This window comes from Arthrobacter sp. Soil736, from assembly GCF_001428005.1.
Taxonomy (GTDB): domain Bacteria; phylum Actinomycetota; class Actinomycetes; order Actinomycetales; family Micrococcaceae; genus Arthrobacter.
Window position 1 is genome coordinate 1 of record NZ_LMSB01000005.1, and the last position, 20,425, is coordinate 20,425.

The 20,425-nt window shown below is 60.1% G+C and carries 13 protein-coding genes; 4 read left to right on the plus strand and 9 right to left on the minus strand.

All coding sequences use genetic code 11. The annotated features are described in order from the left end of the window. Window positions 1-81 precede the first annotated feature (81 nt). The 3 genes from ASG92_RS04425 to ASG92_RS04430 all read left to right on the plus strand — a co-directional run bounded on the left by ASG92_RS04425 (window position 82) and on the right by ASG92_RS04430 (window position 6,742). Window positions 82-1,641, plus strand: a complete 1,560-nt coding sequence (locus ASG92_RS04425; protein ID WP_056625019.1) for an IS1182 family transposase — start codon at window positions 82-84, stop codon at window positions 1,639-1,641. A 300-nt stretch (window positions 1,642-1,941) separates the two neighbouring features. Further along, window positions 1,942-2,421, plus strand: coding sequence for a hypothetical protein (locus ASG92_RS28120; protein WP_157372100.1), 480 nt, complete (start codon window positions 1,942-1,944; stop codon window positions 2,419-2,421). A gap of 457 nt (window positions 2,422-2,878) precedes the next feature. Next, complete coding sequence (locus ASG92_RS04430; RefSeq protein WP_162256296.1) at window positions 2,879-6,742, plus strand: P-loop NTPase fold protein; 3,864 nt, start codon at window positions 2,879-2,881, stop codon at window positions 6,740-6,742. 184 nt (window positions 6,743-6,926) lie between these two features. On the opposite strand, the gene ASG92_RS04435 is transcribed toward ASG92_RS04430, so the two are convergent. The 9 genes from ASG92_RS04435 to nrdH form a co-directional block, all read right to left on the minus strand. Next, the gene (locus ASG92_RS04435) at window positions 6,927-10,577 is read right to left on the minus strand and encodes a hypothetical protein (RefSeq protein ID WP_056625024.1); all 3,651 of its coding nucleotides are present in this window, start codon (window positions 10,575-10,577) and stop codon (window positions 6,927-6,929) included. Between the two features lie 98 nt (window positions 10,578-10,675). Further along, window positions 10,676-11,824, minus strand: a complete 1,149-nt coding sequence (locus ASG92_RS04440; RefSeq protein WP_082579302.1) for an XRE family transcriptional regulator — start codon at window positions 11,822-11,824, stop codon at window positions 10,676-10,678. After that, the gene (locus ASG92_RS04445; protein WP_056625027.1) at window positions 11,817-12,542 is read right to left on the minus strand and encodes a hypothetical protein; all 726 of its coding nucleotides are present in this window, start codon (window positions 12,540-12,542) and stop codon (window positions 11,817-11,819) included. Before ASG92_RS04445 ends, ASG92_RS04440 begins: the two co-directional genes overlap by 8 nt. 170 nt (window positions 12,543-12,712) lie before the next feature. Further along, window positions 12,713-13,612: a hypothetical protein gene (locus ASG92_RS28125; protein WP_157372101.1), complete on the minus strand. Its 900-nt coding sequence runs from the start codon at window positions 13,610-13,612 to the stop codon at window positions 12,713-12,715. 489 nt (window positions 13,613-14,101) lie between these two features. Beyond that, window positions 14,102-15,076, minus strand: a complete 975-nt coding sequence (nrdF, locus tag ASG92_RS04455) for a class 1b ribonucleoside-diphosphate reductase subunit beta (RefSeq protein ID WP_056625033.1) — start codon at window positions 15,074-15,076, stop codon at window positions 14,102-14,104. After that, complete coding sequence (locus tag ASG92_RS04460; RefSeq protein WP_240987003.1) at window positions 15,073-15,864, minus strand: NUMOD3 domain-containing DNA-binding protein; 792 nt, start codon at window positions 15,862-15,864, stop codon at window positions 15,073-15,075. Before ASG92_RS04460 ends, nrdF begins: the two co-directional genes overlap by 4 nt. Window positions 15,865-15,895: 31 nt before the next feature. After that, window positions 15,896-18,061 carry a class 1b ribonucleoside-diphosphate reductase subunit alpha gene (nrdE, locus tag ASG92_RS04465; RefSeq protein ID WP_200951880.1) on the minus strand — a complete coding sequence of 722 codons (2,166 nt, stop codon included), beginning with the start codon at window positions 18,059-18,061 and terminating at the stop codon, window positions 15,896-15,898. A gap of 26 nt (window positions 18,062-18,087) precedes the next feature. After that, a complete protein-coding gene (gene nrdI / locus ASG92_RS04470; protein WP_056625335.1) occupies window positions 18,088-18,522 on the minus strand; it encodes a class Ib ribonucleoside-diphosphate reductase assembly flavoprotein NrdI in 435 nt (144 codons plus the stop codon). Between the two features lie 124 nt (window positions 18,523-18,646). Next, entirely contained in the window at window positions 18,647-18,892 is a 246-nt protein-coding gene (gene nrdH / locus ASG92_RS04475; protein ID WP_056625338.1) for a glutaredoxin-like protein NrdH, read from the minus strand. Between the two features lie 593 nt (window positions 18,893-19,485). Between nrdH and ASG92_RS04480 the strand changes: the two genes are divergently transcribed. Then, window positions 19,486-20,403: a LysR family transcriptional regulator gene (locus ASG92_RS04480; protein WP_056625037.1), complete on the plus strand. Its 918-nt coding sequence runs from the start codon at window positions 19,486-19,488 to the stop codon at window positions 20,401-20,403. Window positions 20,404-20,425: the final 22 nt, after the last annotated feature.

Here is a 20,425-nt window from a genome sequence, read left to right on the forward strand (position 1 = left end):
AGCCTAGGAGACTGCTGAACTAATCGGCGGATGTGGGGCGCGTCGGCTGGACTCGTGAGCCTGGTGGTTAAGACTGGTCTTATGCAGGGACGCGAGGACGCGCAACGCGGGTATTTGGATGTGGAGGCGCTGGCCGGAGAGTTGTTGGCCCCGGGCAGCGTCTTCGCTTTTCTGGCCAAACATCGGGGGCGCCTGTTCCCGGATTCAATGATGGAGGACCTCTTCCCGTCGCAGCGGGGCCGGCCTTCAGTTCCGGCGCCGGTCATCGGGTCAGTACTGGTGTTGCAGGCGTTGCAGGGCCTCTCTGACCGGGAGACCGCCGAGGCTTTGACCTTCGATCTGCGCTGGAAGGCCGCGTGCGGGTACGGGTTGACTGATACCGCGTTCCACCCGAGCACGCTGACGTATTGGCGCAGGCGTCTGGCCGGATCGGGAAACCCGCACCGAATCATGGAGGCCATCGCCGAGGTCGTCGCGGAGACCGGAATCCTGAAGGGCAAGCGCCGGCGGGCAGTGGATTCAACAGTCCTGGACGACGCGGTCGCGAGGCAGGACACCATCACGCAACTGATCGCCGGGATCCGTCGCTTCGGCCGTGATGTCCCTGGCGGCCAGGAACTGGTGAGCACCCACGCTACGGGGTATGACTACACGCGCACCGGCAAACCGGACATCGACTGGGACGACCAGGATGCCAAGGACGGTCTGGTTTCGGCGCTGGTCACTGACGCGCTGGCGCTGCTGGCCGCGGTCGATCCCGAGACCTTGGACGGCAAGGCAGCCGATGCGTACGTGCTGCTTGCACTCGTCGCCGGGCAGGACGTGGAACCGGCCGAGGATTCGGACGGGACCGACGGGCGGTGGCGTATCGCCCGCAAGGTCGCCCCGGACCGGATGATCTCCACCGTGGACCCGGATACCCGGCACGCGCATAAGACCCAGTCCCGGCAGCAAGACGGATTCAAGGCCCATATTGTCATCGAGCCCGACACAGGGCTGATCACCGCCGCTGAGCTGACCAAGGCCTCCGGACCGGAAAACAGCGACGGAGCCGTCGGTGCCCGGCTGATCTCCATGGATCCCACGATCGCCGGCACCAGCGTGGACGTCCTGGCCGACTCGGCCTACGGGTCCGGGGAAATGCTCGCCGCTCTCGCCCGCACCGCGCATACCCCAGTGATCAAACCATGGCCGCTGCGCCCTGCAGTCGAAGGCGGGTTCACCCTCGATGACTTCACCGTCGATGAAGCAGCCGGCACTGCGACCTGTCCGAACGGCATCACCAGGAACATCACCGCCAAACGACGGGTCACGTTCGGCGCCGCCTGCACCGGCTGCCCCTTCAGGGCCCGGTGCACCGCCTCGCCGCGGGGACGAAAGCTCGAACTCCACGAACACGACGCCCTGCAACGCGAACACCGTCAACGCGCCGCGGATCCAGCCTTCAGGAACGACTACCGCACGCACAGGCCGATGGTCGAGCGGTCCATCGCCTGGCTCACCCGCGGCAACCGCCGCGTTCCCCACCGCGGCATCAGACGGAACAACGCCTGGCTGCACCTACGGATCGCGGGACTTAACCTGCGACGCCTGCTCGCCCTCGGACTGACCATGAACGAGGGATCATGGGTGCTGGGATGAACCACCGCCCGGACCCGGCCAATCCCACCGCTGGATGACGCCCCAGATCTGAGGCAGAATGAACGCAAGCGGGCGGAACGACCCCGTTGTCGCACCCTAGGGTGCTGACCAGAACACGCCGCTTGACGGCCATTGGGGCGTTCCGCCCGCCCCACTACCGCGTTGTTCAGCAGCCTCCTAGNCCGTTGTCGCACCCTAGGGTGCTGACCAGAACACGCCGCTTGACGGCCATTGGGGCGTTCCGCCCGCCCCACTACCGCGTTGTTCAGCAGCCTCCTAGCGACGTTCCGATCCAACATCATGGTCCTGCCCAAGGGCGGCAGAACACAGATCGAGGGCCTGCGAATAGGTGGCTTGGGCGGCGCCTTCTCGGTTGACAAGGCATGGCGCCGGACGGGAAAGGAATGGTGGGCGAATGAAGAACCCACAGCCGAAGACGCCGAGAAGCTGATTGTCGGTGGCCCCTTAGACGTCCTCATTACGCACGACGCGCCGGCAGGCGTGCCGCTAAGAAGTAACCTCGACCTGCCCCACGATTTGGTCGAACAAACGGTGCGCACCAGATTGCTGCTCCGCATCGTCGTGGACACGCTCGCGCCACCCCATGTTCTTTGCGGCCACTGGCATCAAAGGGTAGTACATCGAATAACTCATCCAGACGGACGCGTTACGCGTGTGGACGTACTAGATATGGAAAATTCCCGTTACGGCAACGGGGTGTTGGTATGGCCCGGCACCCCACCGTTGCGTGTCGAACCGCTCGACATCCGCGGCAACTAGGGCACGCGGGCCGAAGTTGCCAAGTTGACTCATCCACATATCTAGGGTCGCTCATTTTGCGGCGCCGAAGCCCAGTGCGTGCCTCCCCGTTTCCTCCTGCTTGCGCAGGTGATCGTAACGGTCCGGGCCTCTTCATATTCCCTGCTTTTGGTTGCAGCGCTCTGGCATATCCTCAGAATCTGCTGACAATATTCGCGTATGGCTCCTTCCTCGGTTCTGACCACTCATCAAATTTCGGTACTGAAGTGGATTGGTGACGGCCATCCGGAAGAAATTCCGCCCGACTACTCACTCCGCATCTCCGCCAGGGCCCTGCGTGTTTGCATTGAGCGTCTCGCCTTTCAAGTCTCTGGCGCATTGCGTGCTGGAACGTTGGTCATTTAGACCAGCAGAGAATGGCATGATCGATACAGACGCGCCGAGGTACGGGCGCTCGGCGAGCAGGCAAAGGGGATCGGTGAGCACCGACGAGCAGTGGTTTATAACGGACGCGCCCATTTCATTAACAGAGAAAGACGCATTCGGCCATGCAGACGTAGCAAATAACCTCAAGACAATGATCGAAGGCGCGGGTGACCACCGCCTCATGATCGGACTCCTGGGTGGTTTCGGAGTAGGCAAGAGCACTGTTATCGAACTGCTGAAGAATAACCTGGAAGGTTCGGGCAACTACGGCGTCGTTCGACTGTCGGCCGAGCGGCACGAGCAGGTGGGATTTCACAGGTCGATGATCTTTGCTTTCGCCGAACAGCTCCAGGAAAACAAACTCATAAAGGAATCGAAGGCTGAAGAACTGCTGAGGGAACTGGAGTTCAGCACTACGCGCATGGCCGTTGATCCGTTAGCCGCCCCCTTACTAACCATGGGCAAGGACATCGTCCAAAAAGTCCGCCCTCTACTGAAGAGGCTAGGATTCTGGACGCTGCTTGGCGTCCTGGTGTTTGGTCTCTTCCTTACGGCGGCGGCTCTGCTTGGGCTGGACATCTGGGGCTTCGGCGTTGGACTGGGTGGCGCGATTGGAGTTGCGGTCGCAACCCTAGGGCCAGCATATGGATTCGTCACACGGCTCACGGGAGTCCAAAAGTACTTCGAATCCCTGCTCGCGCCCGGTCAAGTGAGCCATCTTAAACCTCGCGTTGAAGCGGCAGACGGGTTCGAACGAACGTTTGCGAACCTCGTGGAGGCTGTTGGAACACGACTCGTCATAGCTGTGGACGACATAGACAGGCTTAGTGCAACGCAAGTCGTTGAGGCACTGAACGCCGTCCGTAGTTTCCAATTGACTTGCAGGGACGGGAACCGACCCATTTTCATTGTCTCAGTTGACGACGGGATTGTTCGGCAGGCCATAAAAGGAGAACGTGCCCCCGACCCGGCCCCGGAGAGCTATTCAGAAAATACGTTGCGGGATGCTCTAGTTGACGACCCTGCCGATGCTTACCTGAATCGTTTGTTCGTTCAGCAACAGCAGATGCCCACCCACGCTCAAGGTGACTTGGTGAAGTATGCGGCTTCCCTCCTTGACCCTGCCTTCCATGCCGGAGCCAAGTCGCTAGGGGATTATCTGGATTCAGTTCTGACAGTCCTGATCTACGACAAGGTGAATGACCCGCGGCATGTGATTCGGCTGCTGAATGGATTTTTTGGTGACTTCCGCATTGCTTCACGACGGGAAGGGCGGCAAGGGGTTCGCTCGGTGTCTCCTGGAACCATCACTAAAAATGTTCGAACCTTGGCCCAAATGACAGTGCTGCGGATCGACTTCCCCGACTTTTATGCACGGCTGAGAGATGACGTAAGCCTGATCGATTTGGTGCTCGCCGATGCCGCAGGGAACGTCGGGCCAGAGGAAACCTGGCGTGCGGAGTTCCGTTCCTATTCGTCGCTCCGTGACTTCATCGGCCGGACGCAAGGCTTTTTGGAAGGGGTCCCGAGCCTTATCCCTTTCCTGTATCTGGGGCAGGACGATATTGACAAAATCCTTGGCGACAAAATGGCGCGCGATATTCGTGGCATGCTGGTCAACCGACAAACGGGCGAGCTACAAAGAGCCATTCAAGAGTGGGTTTCCGAAGGCGACGAGACAAAGCTAGAGAGCCTGGTCGAGCTCATCGTCCTTACCATGCGCTCGGGGCAGGGCCTGGAACTTCAGAATGCGCTCTCTGTCGTGCTTGACATCGCGGACGCCCTGCCGGAGAAGGGTCTTGGCGACATCGCAGGAGGCCTATCGGCAGCCCTCGCCCGCGCCCCAGGGGCAGTACCCATCGCAAAGGGACTGCTGAGGCTGGGGAAAGCATCACCTGCCCCCCACGTCAAAGCCACGCTCGGGCGTTTCCTGATTCGAAACACCCAGGATCCTGAATACGGACGTGCCATTGCCGTGCTCCAAAACAGAACGACGGCGGTCTCCTTGCTCGACCCGGAACAGGTCAGAAAATACCTTGAGAGCAACCTAAGCCATCTTAGCGATAGTGGTACGGTCGATGACTTCGAACGCTGGTTGTCCGCCTTCGAAGGTTCACTATCCGAGGACCTGGCCCCAACTATGGCGTCAGCGATACTTGCACTCGCACAGCGCGCCGACACGGAACCGAGTGATGAGTTCATAGAACAAGCCCTGAAGCTTTTTGCAGAGGTTGAGATTGATGAGCCAAAATGGCCAGGGCTTACTGCCGCCAAGACCCTTGCCGGCGGCGCTGAAGGAGCCTACTTCAGGCTCGCGGTTGGTGCACTCTATCGACTGAATCTTACTGACTTAGCACCTCTTACCGCCGCTGCGCAGGCCTTGGATGAGTTGGTCCCGGATAAGGTCGCACACCTAGTTGACTTGGCCACTGACCTGCCCGATGAGATCCTCGCCATTTGTCGCCGGGCGATTGAAGCCACACGAGAAGGAGACTCCAAAGCTGCCCTCTCCACCCTAAACATCGTCGACAGACTAACTGCCAGCCTTGTCCTCAACGTTGAGGAAGACTCCGTACTGGTGCCCGCCAGCCTGGTCTTCGAATCGATGGTCGAACGGCGCTCGGCTGCTGCTCAAGAAATGGCTGAGGCATTTGTAGGGCGGTGGACCAGAATGGGCTCCACGTACGGCTCGCGGGCGTGTGTGGCTGTAGTCATCGAGCATCTGGATGACCTGACTGAGAAGTCCCAGGTCGTCCTTGTTGACGCGATGATTGCAAACCTACAACCAGGAACCGAAACCAAACTCCATGGCCAGGCGAGCAAAGAACTTCCGGAATTTTTGAGTACGGCCACCGGGAAGAAGTCGTCCGAACGCCTGGTTACTTCCTTGCTGCCCCATGTCGCGTACAACTCTCCTCAGCCCCTTGACCAAGCCACACGAGTACTTTCAGCTGTTTATGACTTGACCGGTTCGGTGCCGGACTCTGTAACGCAGCAGTTCCTGAACCAACTAAGAACCGTCTTTAGTTATGGAGGTGCTGCGACTGAACCGGCCCTGCGCGCGATTTGCCGTGTTGCTTGGCCGCCGTCTGTGGCCGATGCCGCAGTTACCTTGCTGTCGCAACAAGTCACTCTTCTGCAGCCAGAGCACTACCACGAATTCGTTACGAACCTCCCCAACCTCGAATTAGCTTCCCTTCCCGATTCTCTGGAAGCAGGTCTGGTTGCAGATCTCAGGTTCAACAGCGGTGAACTGACCGCGGCGCAGATCGCCGGTGCCACAACACAGCTAAGCCTTAATTCTGCTTTGTTGGTTTCCAGCGAGGTTGCCGCTGCGGTTCCCAGCGCTGCGGGCAAAGTCGACGCATCCAACCACGATCAGATGAGTCTCGCCATGGGGTTGATGGTTGAACACGACGGGAGCCTGGACCCGTATCCAGAATGGCGGCTGCAACTGCTAAAGATCCTCTACCAAGGAAACGCCGAGTGCTATGAGTCGGTTCTTTGTCGTTACCAGGCGGCGCAAAGCAATGCCGAAGCAACTTTGCCTTGGTCTGCCAGACAGTGGGAGCTGCTTTGCGCACCTCTGACGCTCGAACCCGGGATCTTCCTTGAGTCGGTCAACGATTCTCTGAAAGCAGCAACAGGCCGCATGATCAACACCCTGCCAGTAGCCGAGGGAGCACTCGGAAACGACGCCCTGTGCGGCGCACTGATCGTTGTACTCAAGAGCATCCTCGAAACTTACATACGCCAACATTCGGACCCCGCGGCCGCTGGGCAAATCGCCCGAACGATGCGGGACCAAAAGGAATCCCGGACCGCCGCCCGCGAAGCACTAGGCCAACGCGCCCCGAATAGAGGAACCCCGCGACGTGAAGCCTACGATTCAGCGAAAGCTGCATTGGAACCCTAGCAAACGGCGCTGTTGAGAGCGCACCGTTGCGGCTCCTGAGAAGGCGCACCTGCGTCTCTGCGGATCTGCCACATGGAAAGGTCCCTCGCTGCGGCGCTTAGGGAGTGCCCGCATGGACTGCCTTGGCTGCGGACAGCAGGAGGAACTCCCCTCCGACGGAGGCTGCATGCACGAAGTGAATAGGTCATTCGAACCATTCACCGGCCGCTGCGGTGTCCGAAAGGCTAAGCTCCTTGGAGCGTTGTGACAGTTCGCGACCAGCCGCCAGTACCCAGGCACGCGGATAATCCCTTGGCGAACCCAGAATGGCTGACAGCTGACTGTGGTCCAGGGCAGGGAGTGGCCCGAGAACTTCAACTGCCGCGTTAGGCCCACAGGCCTGGAGGGCTGCCCACAAGGCAGGTCTGGGAGCCAGGCGGAGGCGTCGGGTAATCTTCTGGTGTGCTGGCCATGCAGGTGGCCCTAACTCGGCGATCCGGTGAAGCTGTGAGTCGGTCAGTGCGGATTCGGATCGGTCGTCCTCATCCTCGACGCAGTGGTGTAACAGGAGGGCAGCGAGCTGGGGGGTCATATGCGACGTTGAGCTAACGAAGCTGGCGGGAAGTGGTCTGCCGATGGCCGCCGCGCCGATGCGGCTGGAGGACAGTAACAGGGCGCGTGTCATTGGCTCAGGCAAGCTGGCCACGATCTGTTCCACTCGATGCAGCAGTTCTTGCAGAACTTCCGGTGACGCAACGGTCAGCGCGGCCAGAACCCAGGTCGCTCGCGACAAGTCGTCAGAGTGGGCGTCGTGCTGCGTGAGCCACCAGTCGGTTCGAGATCGTTTGAGACGCACCTGATATTGCAGGTGACCGTAGTCCATGTGGGGCCCGAATGGTTGTCCGGCTTTGGTTAGTGTCGCTGCGGTCGTCCACGTTTCTTCAGATGCTGCTGCACCGATCAGGGCAATCTCCGTCGCAAGCCAGCACGGGCCGAAAATATCCGCGATGGCGCGAGCTGTGTCCGCCCAGATTGACGTCGTTCCGGACTGTCCCTTGCCTGCCCTCATTGCCCTTTGAAGTTTTGCAAACCGGGAGTCACGGGTATGAAGGCGTTTGAGAGCGGCCTGTCTGCGGCTGTCGGAGAGCGGTTCATCGGGGTGCTCCGTCGGGTGCGCGTAAGCTTCGTCGCGGCAGGCCACGCGTCGGAGGAAGTGCTGGGGCGCGAGGATTCGGACCAAGTCGGCTGCATACCCGCTGCCGGTGGGTTCTGCATCGGAGCCGAGTCCGTCGAGCACCTGCCGAAGTAGTTGGTGCTCCCCGTCGGATTCTTGTTCCGGGCTGAGCCCGGCGTTCAGGGCTTTCAAGGGCGAGGCCTTGGAGCTGGCAAGTATCTGCTCCGTGACGTGCGCAGGCAACCTGGATCCGGCACGAAGCGGTCCGCCAATGTCCAGCCATGACAAGGCCCTTGGGGTCCCGAGGGATGCCATCATCCAGCCCAGCCACCAACGGTCCAAAGCGTGGCTGGCCGGGAGATGTTTGGCGGCCAACGCCGCCAGCTCGGGTGCGATGGGCGACGTTGGGTCGCTTTGCAGGGCCTCCCTCAGGTGCTCCAGATATGCAGCTCCGCCACGGTCGTGGGGCAGTATGGTGAACGTTGGGTCATCCGCTGCAAAATGTGCGAGGAGTCTGATGCTCAAGTCATCAGTGAACAGCCGGGTCGCTTGGCTCTGGGAACGCGGCCTTGCGGCGAACACGCCATCCCCTACCAGCGCCCATGCGGTCATTCTGGTCTGTGCTGGGTGGGAGCCTGATTCCCATTCCTCCTCCAACGCATCAAGGTGGGCGGCCAGGTCTTTTACTTTGGCGAACCCGGCGTAGAACCGGCTGACCTCCCGCCAGTAGGGGCGCCGAACGAGCTGTTGCAGCACGGTTGCGGGATCGAACTGCCGGTTGCTTGCCCCGGCGAACTCGTACAAGTACTTGGCGGCGAAATACTCGCTTACCGATTGGACGTCGAAGGCGAACGTACCTTGCACCTTGCTGGAGAGCGCCCACACACGGTCTGTTGCCGCCCTGAACAAATCATCCACCAGGGACGTGTCCTTGTCGACGTTGAACAGATAGTTGAGGATAGCCTTCTTGATGCTCTTTACGGCCAGGGCATGCTGGGCGCCTTCCAGTTCAGCCTTCGTTTGGAAGAGCCAGCCAAGGTGCGCTGTCACTTCCTCAAGGTCGTCACGGTGTTCATGCACCTGGACGCTCTTGGACGACTCCCGGTCCAAGAAGGTTTCCATGTAGGAAGAGTAGAGCTCGGTCCGGCCCGTCGGGATCGAGTCGCCGCGCTTGTGCATCAGGTAGAGCAAGATGGTGAGCTGCATCGGGTTTTTGGCCAGCTGGCCGATGTGGGGCTCCATGGTTCGCTCACGGAAAGTCCGCTCCAAGGCTCGACGGTTTGCGCCCCGGACTGACTGCGCAGTGGCCCACTTGCGCAGATACGCGATGCGCAAGTCCGGGCTGAGCGCCGACAGTGCGATCACTTCGAAACGATCCGTGGTTGGCTCAGGCAGGCTGGACGCATTTGGCCGTGTGGTCACAATCAGTTGGGGCGGGGTCGTTCCGGTGCCCAACCTGGCGGCGAAATGATCGATCTCGCCAACGATGGCATGACGGACGTCATCCTGCGCGACCTCGTCCAAGCCGTCAAGGACAATCAGCATCGGAAAGCGTTTCAGGATGTCGCTGACCGTGTCCACGGTAACGGTGCGTCCTCCGCTGCGGGCGGACAGCAAATCGGCTAAGAAAGCCTCGACCGAACGGTTTCCGCGACGAAGTGTCGGCTTCTGTTTCCTGTTCCGCTGTTGATCGTCATACGGGTCCCCGCCTGTGATCCAGTTGGCGTACTCGTGCAGGTCCGCCCTGAGTGGAAGCCTTGATTGTGCGGGCTTGTGGGTGGGTGGGCGTCCACCGAGGAAGTCACTGGCCACGAGATACTCGGCGCGATGCGTCTGGCAAATGTACTGTCCCAGCGTGGACTTGCCCTGCCCCGGTTCGCCCCGGACAAGCGTCAGTGGCCGTGAACTGCCCAGCAAGTAATCCACGGCCCCACCCAGTACGTCCGCCGCCAGCGTACGGTTGCGGGCGACAATACTCAGGGCAGCACGTGGCTCAGAGATGCGTTGGGCTTCGACATCGACGAAGAGGTCCACCAGCTCCAGCGAATCAAGTTCAGCCTGTTTGAACTTGACTTTGCTGTCCTCGACCCACTGTGTAGCAATGACGGACGCCAGCAGGTCATGCAGTGCCTTTTCGTGCTCATCGTCGGCCTTGCCCAGAATCAATGCCTGGACGGCGTCGGTGCCGGCGAGCATCTCCGAGTAGGTCCATTTGAGTTCGGGAGCTGAGTCGACTCTGGCGTCGAGATCCGCCTGCCACCAGACGTCCATCTGGATCCCGAACGCCTTGCTGTATTTGAGGATTTCCTGGTTGATGCGGTCCATGGAACCACGGCCAAGGGACGATGTCCCTGCGACGCACGTCATGAGGATGTACTCGGACGCGCCCTCCTGTACGAGCCGTTCGATGTTTTCCTTTTCGCCCTCGATGGCCTTCGTCAGCCAGGAAACCGGGTCCTGAACGCGCTTACTGCTCCACTTGACCTGGAAGATGATCCGGTCTTGCCCTTTCCCCGCCACGCCGTCACGGCCACCGTCCGACTGCCCGACAGGGAAGCACTGAACCTTGGGGTAGTGGATCGAGAGCAGTGCACTGCACAGTTGCTGAAAGCGTTTCTCTGTCAGCCGCTCGTACAGGTAGCGCCACGAATTGCCTGGCTGCTGGCTAAGGTCTTTGGCCACGGATGTTTCCCCTCAACAGATCGCGGTGTCGTCTCGTACTGGGCGCTGTATCGTCGCGGACCGGACATGGCGCGGCGCTGTCGCCTTGACAGATCCTTCTAAGGCACAAGCTGTAGCTTGGGGCGCGTGTCTTCCGCGCCCAGAATTTCGCGGACGCGCGAAACCGGCCACATAAGTTCATTGGCCAGATCGATAAGGCTGAAACCATGCTGCTCCGCGAGCCGTTGCCCTTCGAGCAGCATCGTAGGCATTTCGCCGCGGTACGCGGCCACAGGCTCTGCCGTTTGGAATTCATTGGCGCTCCGGAGACGCTGGTAAGCGCGACGTATAGCGGTGTCCGGCACGGGCCGTAGTTCTTGCATGCGCCTGATCAGGGATTCAGGTGAGACGCCCCAGGAACGGCCAATCCGGTCCAGCTCGGACAACCGCAATGTCCTTGGAAGAACCAGCTCGATTTCAGCAGACGGAGTCAGGAGCTCGGCGGCGAAAGCATCTGCTTCCCGTTCCTGTTGCAGGTCACCGGGCGCCACGTCGCTGTGCATGATCAGGTGCCCCAGCTCATGTGCGCAGGTAAATCTGTGACGGTATACAGTGCTTGCGCGCTCAGGCGTCACGACCACGATGGGTCGGCCCAAAGAACCAGTTGAGAAAGCATCAACCCTGGCAACCGCGTCATTAGATAATGCCAGAATGGTGACCACGATACCCCTCGACTCAAGGGTGGCCACAAGGTGTCGGAACGGCCCTGGTGCCACACCCCACGCACGTCGAACGGCACGGGCCGCTTCGACCGGATCCACCTGATCGGCGGGCGCCTCCGCAATCGGAAGATCGACCTCAGGGAACTGGATGCGCTTCTCAAGGGCAAAGCACAGCTCCCAAACCTGTTCAACGAACGTGGCCGCTCGAGCGCGGTCAGCAGATCGTGTCGACCGCAGGCTCCGGAAATGGGCGGCGGCGGCGTCCAGCCTTCCAAGCGGGCGACCGGCGTAGAAAAAGCCCACGGGCACGTTCAGTACTTCCGCTATCTCAGCAACCAATTCTGCTCGCGGCGGGGTAACACGCGATTCAAACTGTCCGATGGCCGCTGGTGAAACTCGCAATTTTTCGGCCAACGCCTGCTTGGTCAGGCCAGCAAGTGTCCTCGCCTGGGTCAGCCGGGCCGCTTCAAACGCGTCGCCGGCCCTGAAAACCTCCTTCGAATGCGTACCTTCGAAGAGGGAAAGCTGTTTGCTATCTTTAGTCATCGCCTACTGCTTGATCTTCCTTGCTGGCAATAAAGACTGAGGGGACGGGACCCTCGTTGAATGCCTGTGGCTCCTGAACGGCAGCCAGGTGCGGCCTAGTGGGTTCAAGCAGACGCTCATGGGCACCCCAAACAACGCAGCCGTCCAGGCCCAGCGTCACTTGGCCCCATTCGATGGAATGCAGGGCTCCAGAGCGACTCGAGAAGGCCACGACCACGACGCGGAACGTGCTCATCAACTCCCGCACAGAGACCTCGGCGGTTTGCTCGACAGAGGATTCCTCAGCTTCGGGGCGGTAAAGTCCCAGGTCGAGCTCCGCAGGAGCTTCGTTGTACGGCAGGTCAAAAAGCCTGATACGTGCATCAGAAACCGCAAAGCGCGTGTCTTCAAGGTTCTGAGCCACATCCCGAGCGAACCTCCACGGGAACAGAACTGTACCTCCCACAGCAACTACCGAATAGTTGGCCCCCTTCGGATGGATCCTCTGGGACCCCGGGTACTTAAGTAGGGCCTCCTCGAACGCCTCAAGAGCAGCCCGCCAGATCTGGCCATAGACGCTCCGTGCCTTCATTCCTGAGGCGTCCTGGGAATCTGAAAGGCGCTCATGGCACCCCGAGATCAACTCCCGAACCTCCCGCCCCAGGGACTCCCCCTCAGGTCCAAACAGGTCGACGTACCAAGGCTGTACAGCTTGCTTATCCAAGTCCAGTTCCTCCACTTTCGGTCGCTACCGAAAGCCTAACACTTCACTTTAGTTTTCACCGCGAATGACACATTAATGCTTCAGGCGTGTCGTCCCTAGTTAGGCGGCTCTATCCTCGCACGCAGCTACTGCCTCAAGCAGAGCTCCGAGAGAAAAGAAAAACGAGGGTGCGGAGCTCTGGAGCATCACTCACCATTGAGAAACCGGCCAATGCCGCTGCGTGCGCCCGACAACGCCTTGCGACGTTGCGTGTCACTGCCTCTGACTCCGCCCTTGCGAGTGTCCGATGACTCCCGTGATCGTGCACGAATTGCTTCCACCAAGCCGGGTTCAGCTAGAAACTCGTTGAGTACAGGAATCTCGTGAGGAAAGAACGAATCCATGTCCCTACGATTTTCGTCCCATAAGAACTCAACCCCAACGTAACCAACTAGACAGTTGGTTTGAAGTGCTGCCACCTTGGATCGATCAGAGGAAAGCTGGGCATTCACTCCGCCCAGCCACAATCCGGGAGGGCCGTCAGTGACTCCCCGGAGTCCCTTGTGCATCTCCCACAGCTCCTCACGCTTGGCAAAGCACATGCTGATGTTTGCCGCTTTCGTACCGCCGTTCATGAAATTAACCAGCCCAGCGGGGACTTCCAGCCCCTCGTCAACAATTCTGGAGCCGAAGTGTTTAGCAAAGTACCGGGCCAAATCGAGCTGTTTGCTAGTCCATTCGTCACCGAATATTGCGGGCATTGAAATGCCATCCCAGAACCACATGTCATCTTTGTGCTTCCAGAGAAAAGCAACGTATTCATCGTATGCCCGGTCGAACGGTTGACTGCGTGTGCCATTACAGGCACGGCACATGTCTATCCCAAAACGAACAGCCTCAGACTTCCTGACGCTACGAATTTGATGTGTTTTCTCGGGGTCGCCGCCCCAAATTAGAGGCGAACCTTCACCTTGGAGTCGCACAAGGTCTGTCCGCTTATATTTGTGCTCTCTGCTGTCGGCCAGGCTCCCGCACCACCAGCACAAACCGGTCGGCGCCCGTCGAAGGTAGTCAAACTCTGGATTGCCCGGAACCTGAGGCTTCATGACAGTGCACTCTCGATTTCTGGAAGCGGGGTGTTTTGTAATTGCTCAACGGCCAACCGTTCAGTGCTGTAATGAGGTAGCCAAATTAGTCAGTTGGCTACCCCATCAAACAAGCACGAGAAGCGCTCATCGTGAGACGGATGACAGCAAGCCCGGCTGGACTTCGGATACGACGGTGTGACCACGGAGACGACGGATGCGTAAGTAGTCACGTGTACTGGCACTCCATAGTTCATAGCGACCCATGCGAGCCCAGCCGTCAGCATTAAAAGTTGAACCGAAAGTCAAGTTGACCCGAATAAGTCCAACTTGCTCCGAAAGAGGTCAACTGGAGCTCCGAATCTCACTGGGTCAACTAAAACGGAACAAAGGTCAACTAGAACGGAATCCGGTCAAGTAGAACGGAACAAAGGTCAACTAGAACGGAATCTCACACCCACGCCTAAGCGCGCGGGGCCGTTTTCCGGTTTCGCCAAGCTCACCTCGGAACTAGAAGTCCCAGTCCTCGTCCTCGGTGTTGACAGCCTTGCCAATCACGTAGCTCGAACCCGACCCCGAGAAGAAGTCGTGGTTCTCGTCGGCGTTCGGCGACAGGGCCGAGAGGATGGCCGGGTTCACGTCGGTGACTGAGGCCGGGAACATGGCTTCGTAGCCCAGGTTCATCAGCGCCTTGTTGGCGTTGTAGTGCAGGAACTTCTTAACGTCCTCGGCCAGGCCGACGGAGTCGTAGAGGTCGTGCGTGTACTGGACTTCGTTCTCATACAGCTCGAAGAGCAGCTCGAACGTGTAGTCCTTGATCTCCTGCTTGCGCTCCTCGGACAGGCCCTCCAGGCCCTTCTGGAACTTGTAGCCGATGTAGTAGCCGTGCACGGCCTCGTCACGGATGATCAGGCGGATCAGGTCGGCCGTGTTCGTCAGCTTGGCCCGTGAGGACCAGTACATCGGCAGGTAGAAGCCCGAGTAGAACAGGAAGCTCTCCAGGAGCGTGGAAGCCACCTTGCGCTTCAGGGGGTCGTCACCCTGGTAGTAGTCCATGACGATCTGCGCCTTCTTCTGAAGGTTCGCGTTCTCGGTGGACCAGCGGAACGCCTCGTCGATCTCCTTCGTGGAGGCCAGCGTGGAGAAGATGGAGGAATAGCTCTTAGCGTGCACGGACTCCATGAAGGCGATGTTCGTGTACACAGCTTCTTCATGCGGGGTGATAGCGTCCGGAATCAACGAGACGGCGCCGACGGTGCCCTGGATGGTGTCGAGCAGGGTGAGGCCTGTGAACACGCGCATGGTGAGCTGCTGCTCGTCGTGGGTCAGCGTGGCCCACGACTGCACGTCGTTGGACAGCGGGATCTTCTCCGGCAGCCAGAAGTTGTTGACTAGGCGGTTCCAGACCTCCACGTCCTTGTCGTCCTGGATGCGGTTCCAGTTGATCGCCTCAACATGGCTAAGAAGCTTTACTCTTTCGGTCATGACTCCGACTCACTTTCTGAAGAGAGACTTGGTTTGGCTGAGTCCTCGACGCAGAACCTGCAGTCGGCTTTCTCGATGCCTTTGTTGGTGTGATCTCGTGTATGGGCATTGTGTTGCATGGCCAGCATGGACCGGCCTTTTCGGACCGCTGACATTTTCGCACGGGTTTCCGCGCTGGCCTTCTTTCCGAAGTTGGGGTTGCCGGCACCCTTCTTGGCTTCTGAGAGTGCCTTGCGAGTTTCTTCACTCACCGAATGCCCATAACTCGGATGTTCTTGACCGAACTTGCCGAAGTTGGGGTTGTCCGGACCCAAGTACGACCCCTTGCGCTCCTGCGACCATTTCTCCCGCTGCTCTAAACTGTGGTTCTTGCCGAAGAAGGACGCTCCCGGCCCGGACTGCCTGGCAATTTTACGGCCAGTGGAACGAATCCGAGCAGCCTCCCGCATCTCCTCGGTCCACACCACTCCGGTCGGTCCGAGTCCACCATCCGAAAGATTCAGGAGCCGGTCTCCTTCGCGCCTCAGGTAGCTGATCCAGTCAACCTCGGCTTGGCCCAGTTCGTGCAGGCCTTCAATCCAGTCCAGCTCGTCAGCAATGACATCCGAAGGGGCGTGCTTCCGGAGCCAGTCGTAGAAGGGCGTTTTGCGCCCTTCGGCAGCCACGCGGAGGTGCTGATGGAAACGACGACTGGCTGTCTTGGTGGTGATACCGACATAGCGGTACTCGACCTCCCGCCGAAGCCGGATGCCGTAGACCAACCCGCCCGCCGTCGTCGTTTCCATCATTCAGCTCCTTGCAAACATCAACCGATTTCGGTTACAGGGCACATGAGACGCAACCCTCAACCTCGGTCCCTTCCAGCGCGAGCTGGCGGAGACGGATGTAGTAGATGGTCTTGATGCCCTTTTTCCAAGCGTAGATCTGGGCCCTGTTGATGTCGCGCGTGGTGGCGGTGTCCTTGAAGAACAGCGTCAGGGACAGGCCCTGGTCCACGTGCTGCGTGGCAGCGGCGTAGGTGTCGATGACCTTCTCGTAGCCGAGCTCGTACGCATCCTGGTAGTACTCCAGGTTGTCGTTGGTCAGGTAGGGCGCCGGGTAATACACACGGCCCAGCTTGCCTTCCTTGCGGATCTCGATTTTGGACGCCACCGGGTGGATCGAGGAGGTGGAGTTGTTGATGTAGGAGATCGAGCCGGTGGGCGGAACAGCCTGCAGGTTCTGGTTGTAGATGCCGTGCTCCATGACGGAAGCCTTCAGCTCGCGCCAGTCGTCCTGCGTCGGGATGTGGATGTTCTTGAACAGCTCCTTGACCTTCTCGGTCTGCGGCACCCACTCCTGCTCCGTGTACTTGTCGAAGAACTCGCCCGAGGCGTACTTGGACTTCTCGAAGCCCCCGAAGGTCTGGCCGGTCTGGATGGACAGCTTATTGGAGGCGCGGACCGCGTGGTACACCACCGAGTAGAAGTAGATGTTGGTGAAGTCCAGGCCCTCGTCGGAACCGTAGTGGACCCGCTCGCGGGCCAGGTAGCCGTGCAGGTTCATCTGGCCCAGGCCGATGGCGTGCGACTGGTCGTTGCCGCGGGCGATGGACGGCACCGAGGTGATGTTGGACATGTCCGACACAGCCGAGAGCGAGCGGATGGCCGTCTCGATGGTCAGGCCGAAGTCCGGCGAGTCCATGGTCTTCGCGATGTTCAGCGAGCCCAGGTTGCAGGAGATGTCCTTGCCGGTCTCGTCGTAGGAAAGATCGTCATGGTACGTGGTGGGCTGCGAAACCTGGAGGATCTCGGAGCACAGGTTGGACATGATGATCTTGCCGTCGATCGGGTTGGCCCGGTTCACGGTGTCCTCGAACATGATGTACGGGTAACCGGATTCGAACTGGATCTCGGCGAGGGTCTGGAAGAACTCGCGCGCCTTGATCTTGGTCTTCTTGATCCGGGAATCGTCCACCATCTCGTAGTACTTCTCGGTGACCGAGACGTCCGAGAACGGCATCCCGTAGACGCGTTCGACGTCGTACGGCGAGAACAGGTACATGTCCTCGTCCTTCTTGGCCAGCTCGAACGTGATGTCCGGGATCACGACGCCGAGGGAGAGGGTCTTGATCCGGATCTTCTCGTCCGCGTTCTCCCGCTTGGTGTCCAGGAACCGGTAGATGTCCGGGTGGTGGGCGTGCAAGTACACGGCACCGGCACCCTGGCGGGCACCCAGCTGGTTGGCGTAGGAGAAGCTGTCTTCGAGGAGCTTCATCACGGGGATAACGCCCGAGGACTGGTTCTCGATCTGCTTGATCGGCGCACCGACCTCGCGGATGTTGGTCAGCGCGAACGCCACGCCGCCGCCGCGCTTGGACAGCTGCAGCGCGGAGTTGATGGAACGGCCGATCGACTCCATGTTGTCTTCGATGCGGAGCAGGAAGCAGGAGACCAGCTCGCCGCGCTGCTTCTTGCCGGCGTTCAGGAACGTGGGGGTGGCCGGCTGGAAGCGGCCCTCGATGATTTCGTCCACCATCTGCAGTGCCAGCTGTTCGTCGCCGCGGGCCAGGTGCAGGGCAACCATGCACACGCGGTCCTCATAGCGCTCCAGGAAGCGGTTGCCGTCAAACGTCTTCAGCGTGTAGGACGTGTAGAACTTGAAGGCGCCCAGGAAGGTCTCGAAGCGGAACTTCTTCTTGTACGCGCGCTTGAAGAGCTCGCGGATGAAGTTCATCGTGTACTGGTCGAGCGTCTCGCGCTCGTAGTACTGGTTCTTCACCAGGTAGTCGAGCTTCTCCTCGAGGTCGTGGAAGAAGACCGTGTTGTTGTTCACGTGCTGCAGGAAGTACTGGTGGGCGGCCTCGCGGTCCGCCTCGAACTGGATCTCGCCGTTGGGACCGTACAGGTTCAGCATGGCGTTGAGCTCGTGGTAGCCCAAGCCCTTGTAGGCAGCGGGCAGCGCCGGCTTCTCCTGCTTTTCAACAGCTCCGGCGGCCGTATCCATGGACGTGTCCCTTTCCTCGGACCTGGTTACTTCTGTGTCTGCGACAGTCGTGTCCAAAACTCTTCCAATCCTTCTTGTACACGGGAGACGTCTTCCGGCGTGCCCATGAGTTCGAACCTGTATAGGTGGGGGACGTTGCATTTGGCGGCGATGATGTCCCCCGCCATGCAGTAGTTGTCCCCGAAATTCGTGTTTCCCGCCCCGATCACGCCTCGAAGTAGGCGCCGGTTCTGCGGGTTGTTCAGGAACCTGATGACCTGCTTCGGCACCGAGCCCTCGCCGCCTGTCCCGCCGTAAGTGGGAACAACCAGCACAAAGGGCTCGCAGGCCGTGAGCGGTTCGTCCTTCGCATGGAGCGGTATCCTGGCGGCATCCGCACCCAGCTTGTCAATGAAGCGCTTGGTGTTCTCGGAGGCCGAGGAAAAGTAGATGAGGTGACTGTATGTCCTGTTTACAGTCATCGTGCTGTTTACAGGCGTCGTGTTCGCAGCCTGGGCTGCGACCGGCGCATCGGCAAGTGCCGGCGCGGCCATGGGAGTCACCTCACCTACATAGGAATTCTCTGCCGGAAACGGCGTGGGAAGCTTAAGCCACCGAAGCGGCGGCGCTCAGCGCCAGCTCTTCGATCTTGTCCGGGCGGAACCCTGACCAGTGGTCCTGGTCCGTGACAACAACCGGAGCCTGCATGTAGCCCAGGGACTTCAGGCGCTCGAGGGCGTCCGCGTCCTGGGAGATGTCCACGCTCTGGTAGGTGATGCCCTTTTTGTCCAGCGCGCGGTACGTCGCGTTGCACTGAACACAGGCCGGCTTCGTGTAAACCGTAACGGTCATGGTCACTGTCCCCTTTGTTGAAGTATCTGAAGTCTCTACTCATCGCTGCGGTGGACACTGCCCCGGACCGAAACTACTGTCCGTTGCCGGCCTCGCCTGTGCCCCGCTCAATCTGTATGTCGATACTACATGTAGTGCACGGCCCCCGGCGGGACCCCAAGATGATGTATTACAAGTATGTCATTTAATGCACTTTTAATCCACAGGCGGGTGCCCTCAAAATGTCCGGGATTCCGGCTTTTTCGAGGACGAAATCCACACCCTGTGGAGTACTTAGCCACATTTAAACGCCAGCGTGTCGTCTCGAAGACGGCGTGTCGCGGGTCCCGGGCGGCACCACATCGGGTGGCCCCGGACACAAAAAAGGGACCCTGAAGCGCGCTTCAGGGTCCCTCCTGTGATTAAGGAAACGCCGGATTACAGCTGCGCCTCCCGGCGGTCCAGCACGATCTGCTGCACGTCCAGGTAGCCGGACTGGAAGCCGGCCCGCGAGTAGCACAGTATCGATGGTCTGGAAATTCGGAACCGTCAGGAACACGGATGGGTGGCCAACTTTTTTCGCCGGTAAACAGCATCGAGAGTAAGGTGGGCTGGTGGTCAACCCCGTGCATCTGAGGACCCTGCTGGAGGTCACCCGGCTGGGATCCTTCGCGGCCGCGGCGAGCAGGCTCGGGTACACGGCCTCGGCCGTTTCCCAGCAGATGTCGGCCCTGGAACGCGACACGGGAGTCCACCTGTTCCAGCGGTCGGCCCGGAGCGTTGTGCCCACCGACGCCGCCATCGTGATGGCGCGCCACGCGGCCAAGGTCCTCACTGACATCGAGGCGCTGATGGCCGCCGCGTCCAAGACCCACGACACCACCAGCCAGGAGCTGCGTCTCGGAATCTTCCCCAGCCTCGCCACGTACGTCCTCCCGCGGATCCTGAAAAATCCGGCGTGGAAGGGTCTCGGCATCGACCTGCGGGTCTCCGTCGCCGAGCCCGCCCAGACCATCCAGGGGCTGCGCACCGGCGGCGACCTTGACGTGGCGCTCGTGTATCAGGTGGGCCAGTCCGGGCTGGCGTGGCCGCACACCATCAACCGGCAATGGATCGGAGATGACAACTTCCGCGTGGTCCTGCCCACCGGCTGGGGATTCCGAACGGACGCCAAGGTGGCGGCCGACCACCTCTCGGACATGCCGTGGATCATGCACCACCCCGGCACGAGCGACGCCACCGTGATCGAGCGGCTCTTTGCCAGCTGCAACCTGCACCCGCGCGTGGTGGCATACAGCGACGACTTCCACGCCAGCCTCGAAATGGCAGCCGCCGGGCTGGGCGCTGCACTGGTGCCGGAGCTCGCCCTGCGCCACCGCCCGGCAGGCGTGGTGGTGCTCGACGTTCCCGAGATCAGGCTGGCCCGCAACGTCTTCGCGCTGCTGATCAACGACAAGAAGACCGCCCGGGTGCAGCTGTTCGTGGACCTGCTCGCAGACACACTGGGCAGCATGGGGTCCTCAGATAAATAAGGCCCGATGCTGGAATGCGGTG

Excerpts from the sequence above, each read along its gene's own strand:
- nrdE (WP_200951880.1), bottom strand. The coding sequence starts at position 18,061 with ATGGATACGGCCGCCGGAGCTGTTGAAAAGCAGGAGAAGCCGGCGCTG.
- ASG92_RS28120 (WP_157372100.1), top strand. The coding sequence starts at position 1,942 with ATGGTCCTGCCCAAGGGCGGCAGAACACAGATCGAGGGCCTGCGAATA.
- ASG92_RS28125 (WP_157372101.1), bottom strand. The coding sequence starts at position 13,612 with ATGAAGCCTCAGGTTCCGGGCAATCCAGAGTTTGACTACCTTCGACGG.
- ASG92_RS04440 (WP_082579302.1), bottom strand. The coding sequence starts at position 11,824 with ATGACTAAAGATAGCAAACAGCTTTCCCTCTTCGAAGGTACGCATTCG.
- nrdI (WP_056625335.1), bottom strand. The coding sequence starts at position 18,522 with ATGACTGTAAACAGGACATACAGTCACCTCATCTACTTTTCCTCGGCC.
- nrdF (WP_056625033.1), bottom strand. The coding sequence starts at position 15,076 with ATGACCGAAAGAGTAAAGCTTCTTAGCCATGTTGAGGCGATCAACTGG.
- ASG92_RS04460 (WP_240987003.1), bottom strand. The coding sequence starts at position 15,864 with ATGATGGAAACGACGACGGCGGGCGGGTTGGTCTACGGCATCCGGCTT.
- nrdH (WP_056625338.1), bottom strand. The coding sequence starts at position 18,892 with ATGACCGTTACGGTTTACACGAAGCCGGCCTGTGTTCAGTGCAACGCG.
- ASG92_RS04425 (WP_056625019.1), top strand. The coding sequence starts at position 82 with ATGCAGGGACGCGAGGACGCGCAACGCGGGTATTTGGATGTGGAGGCG.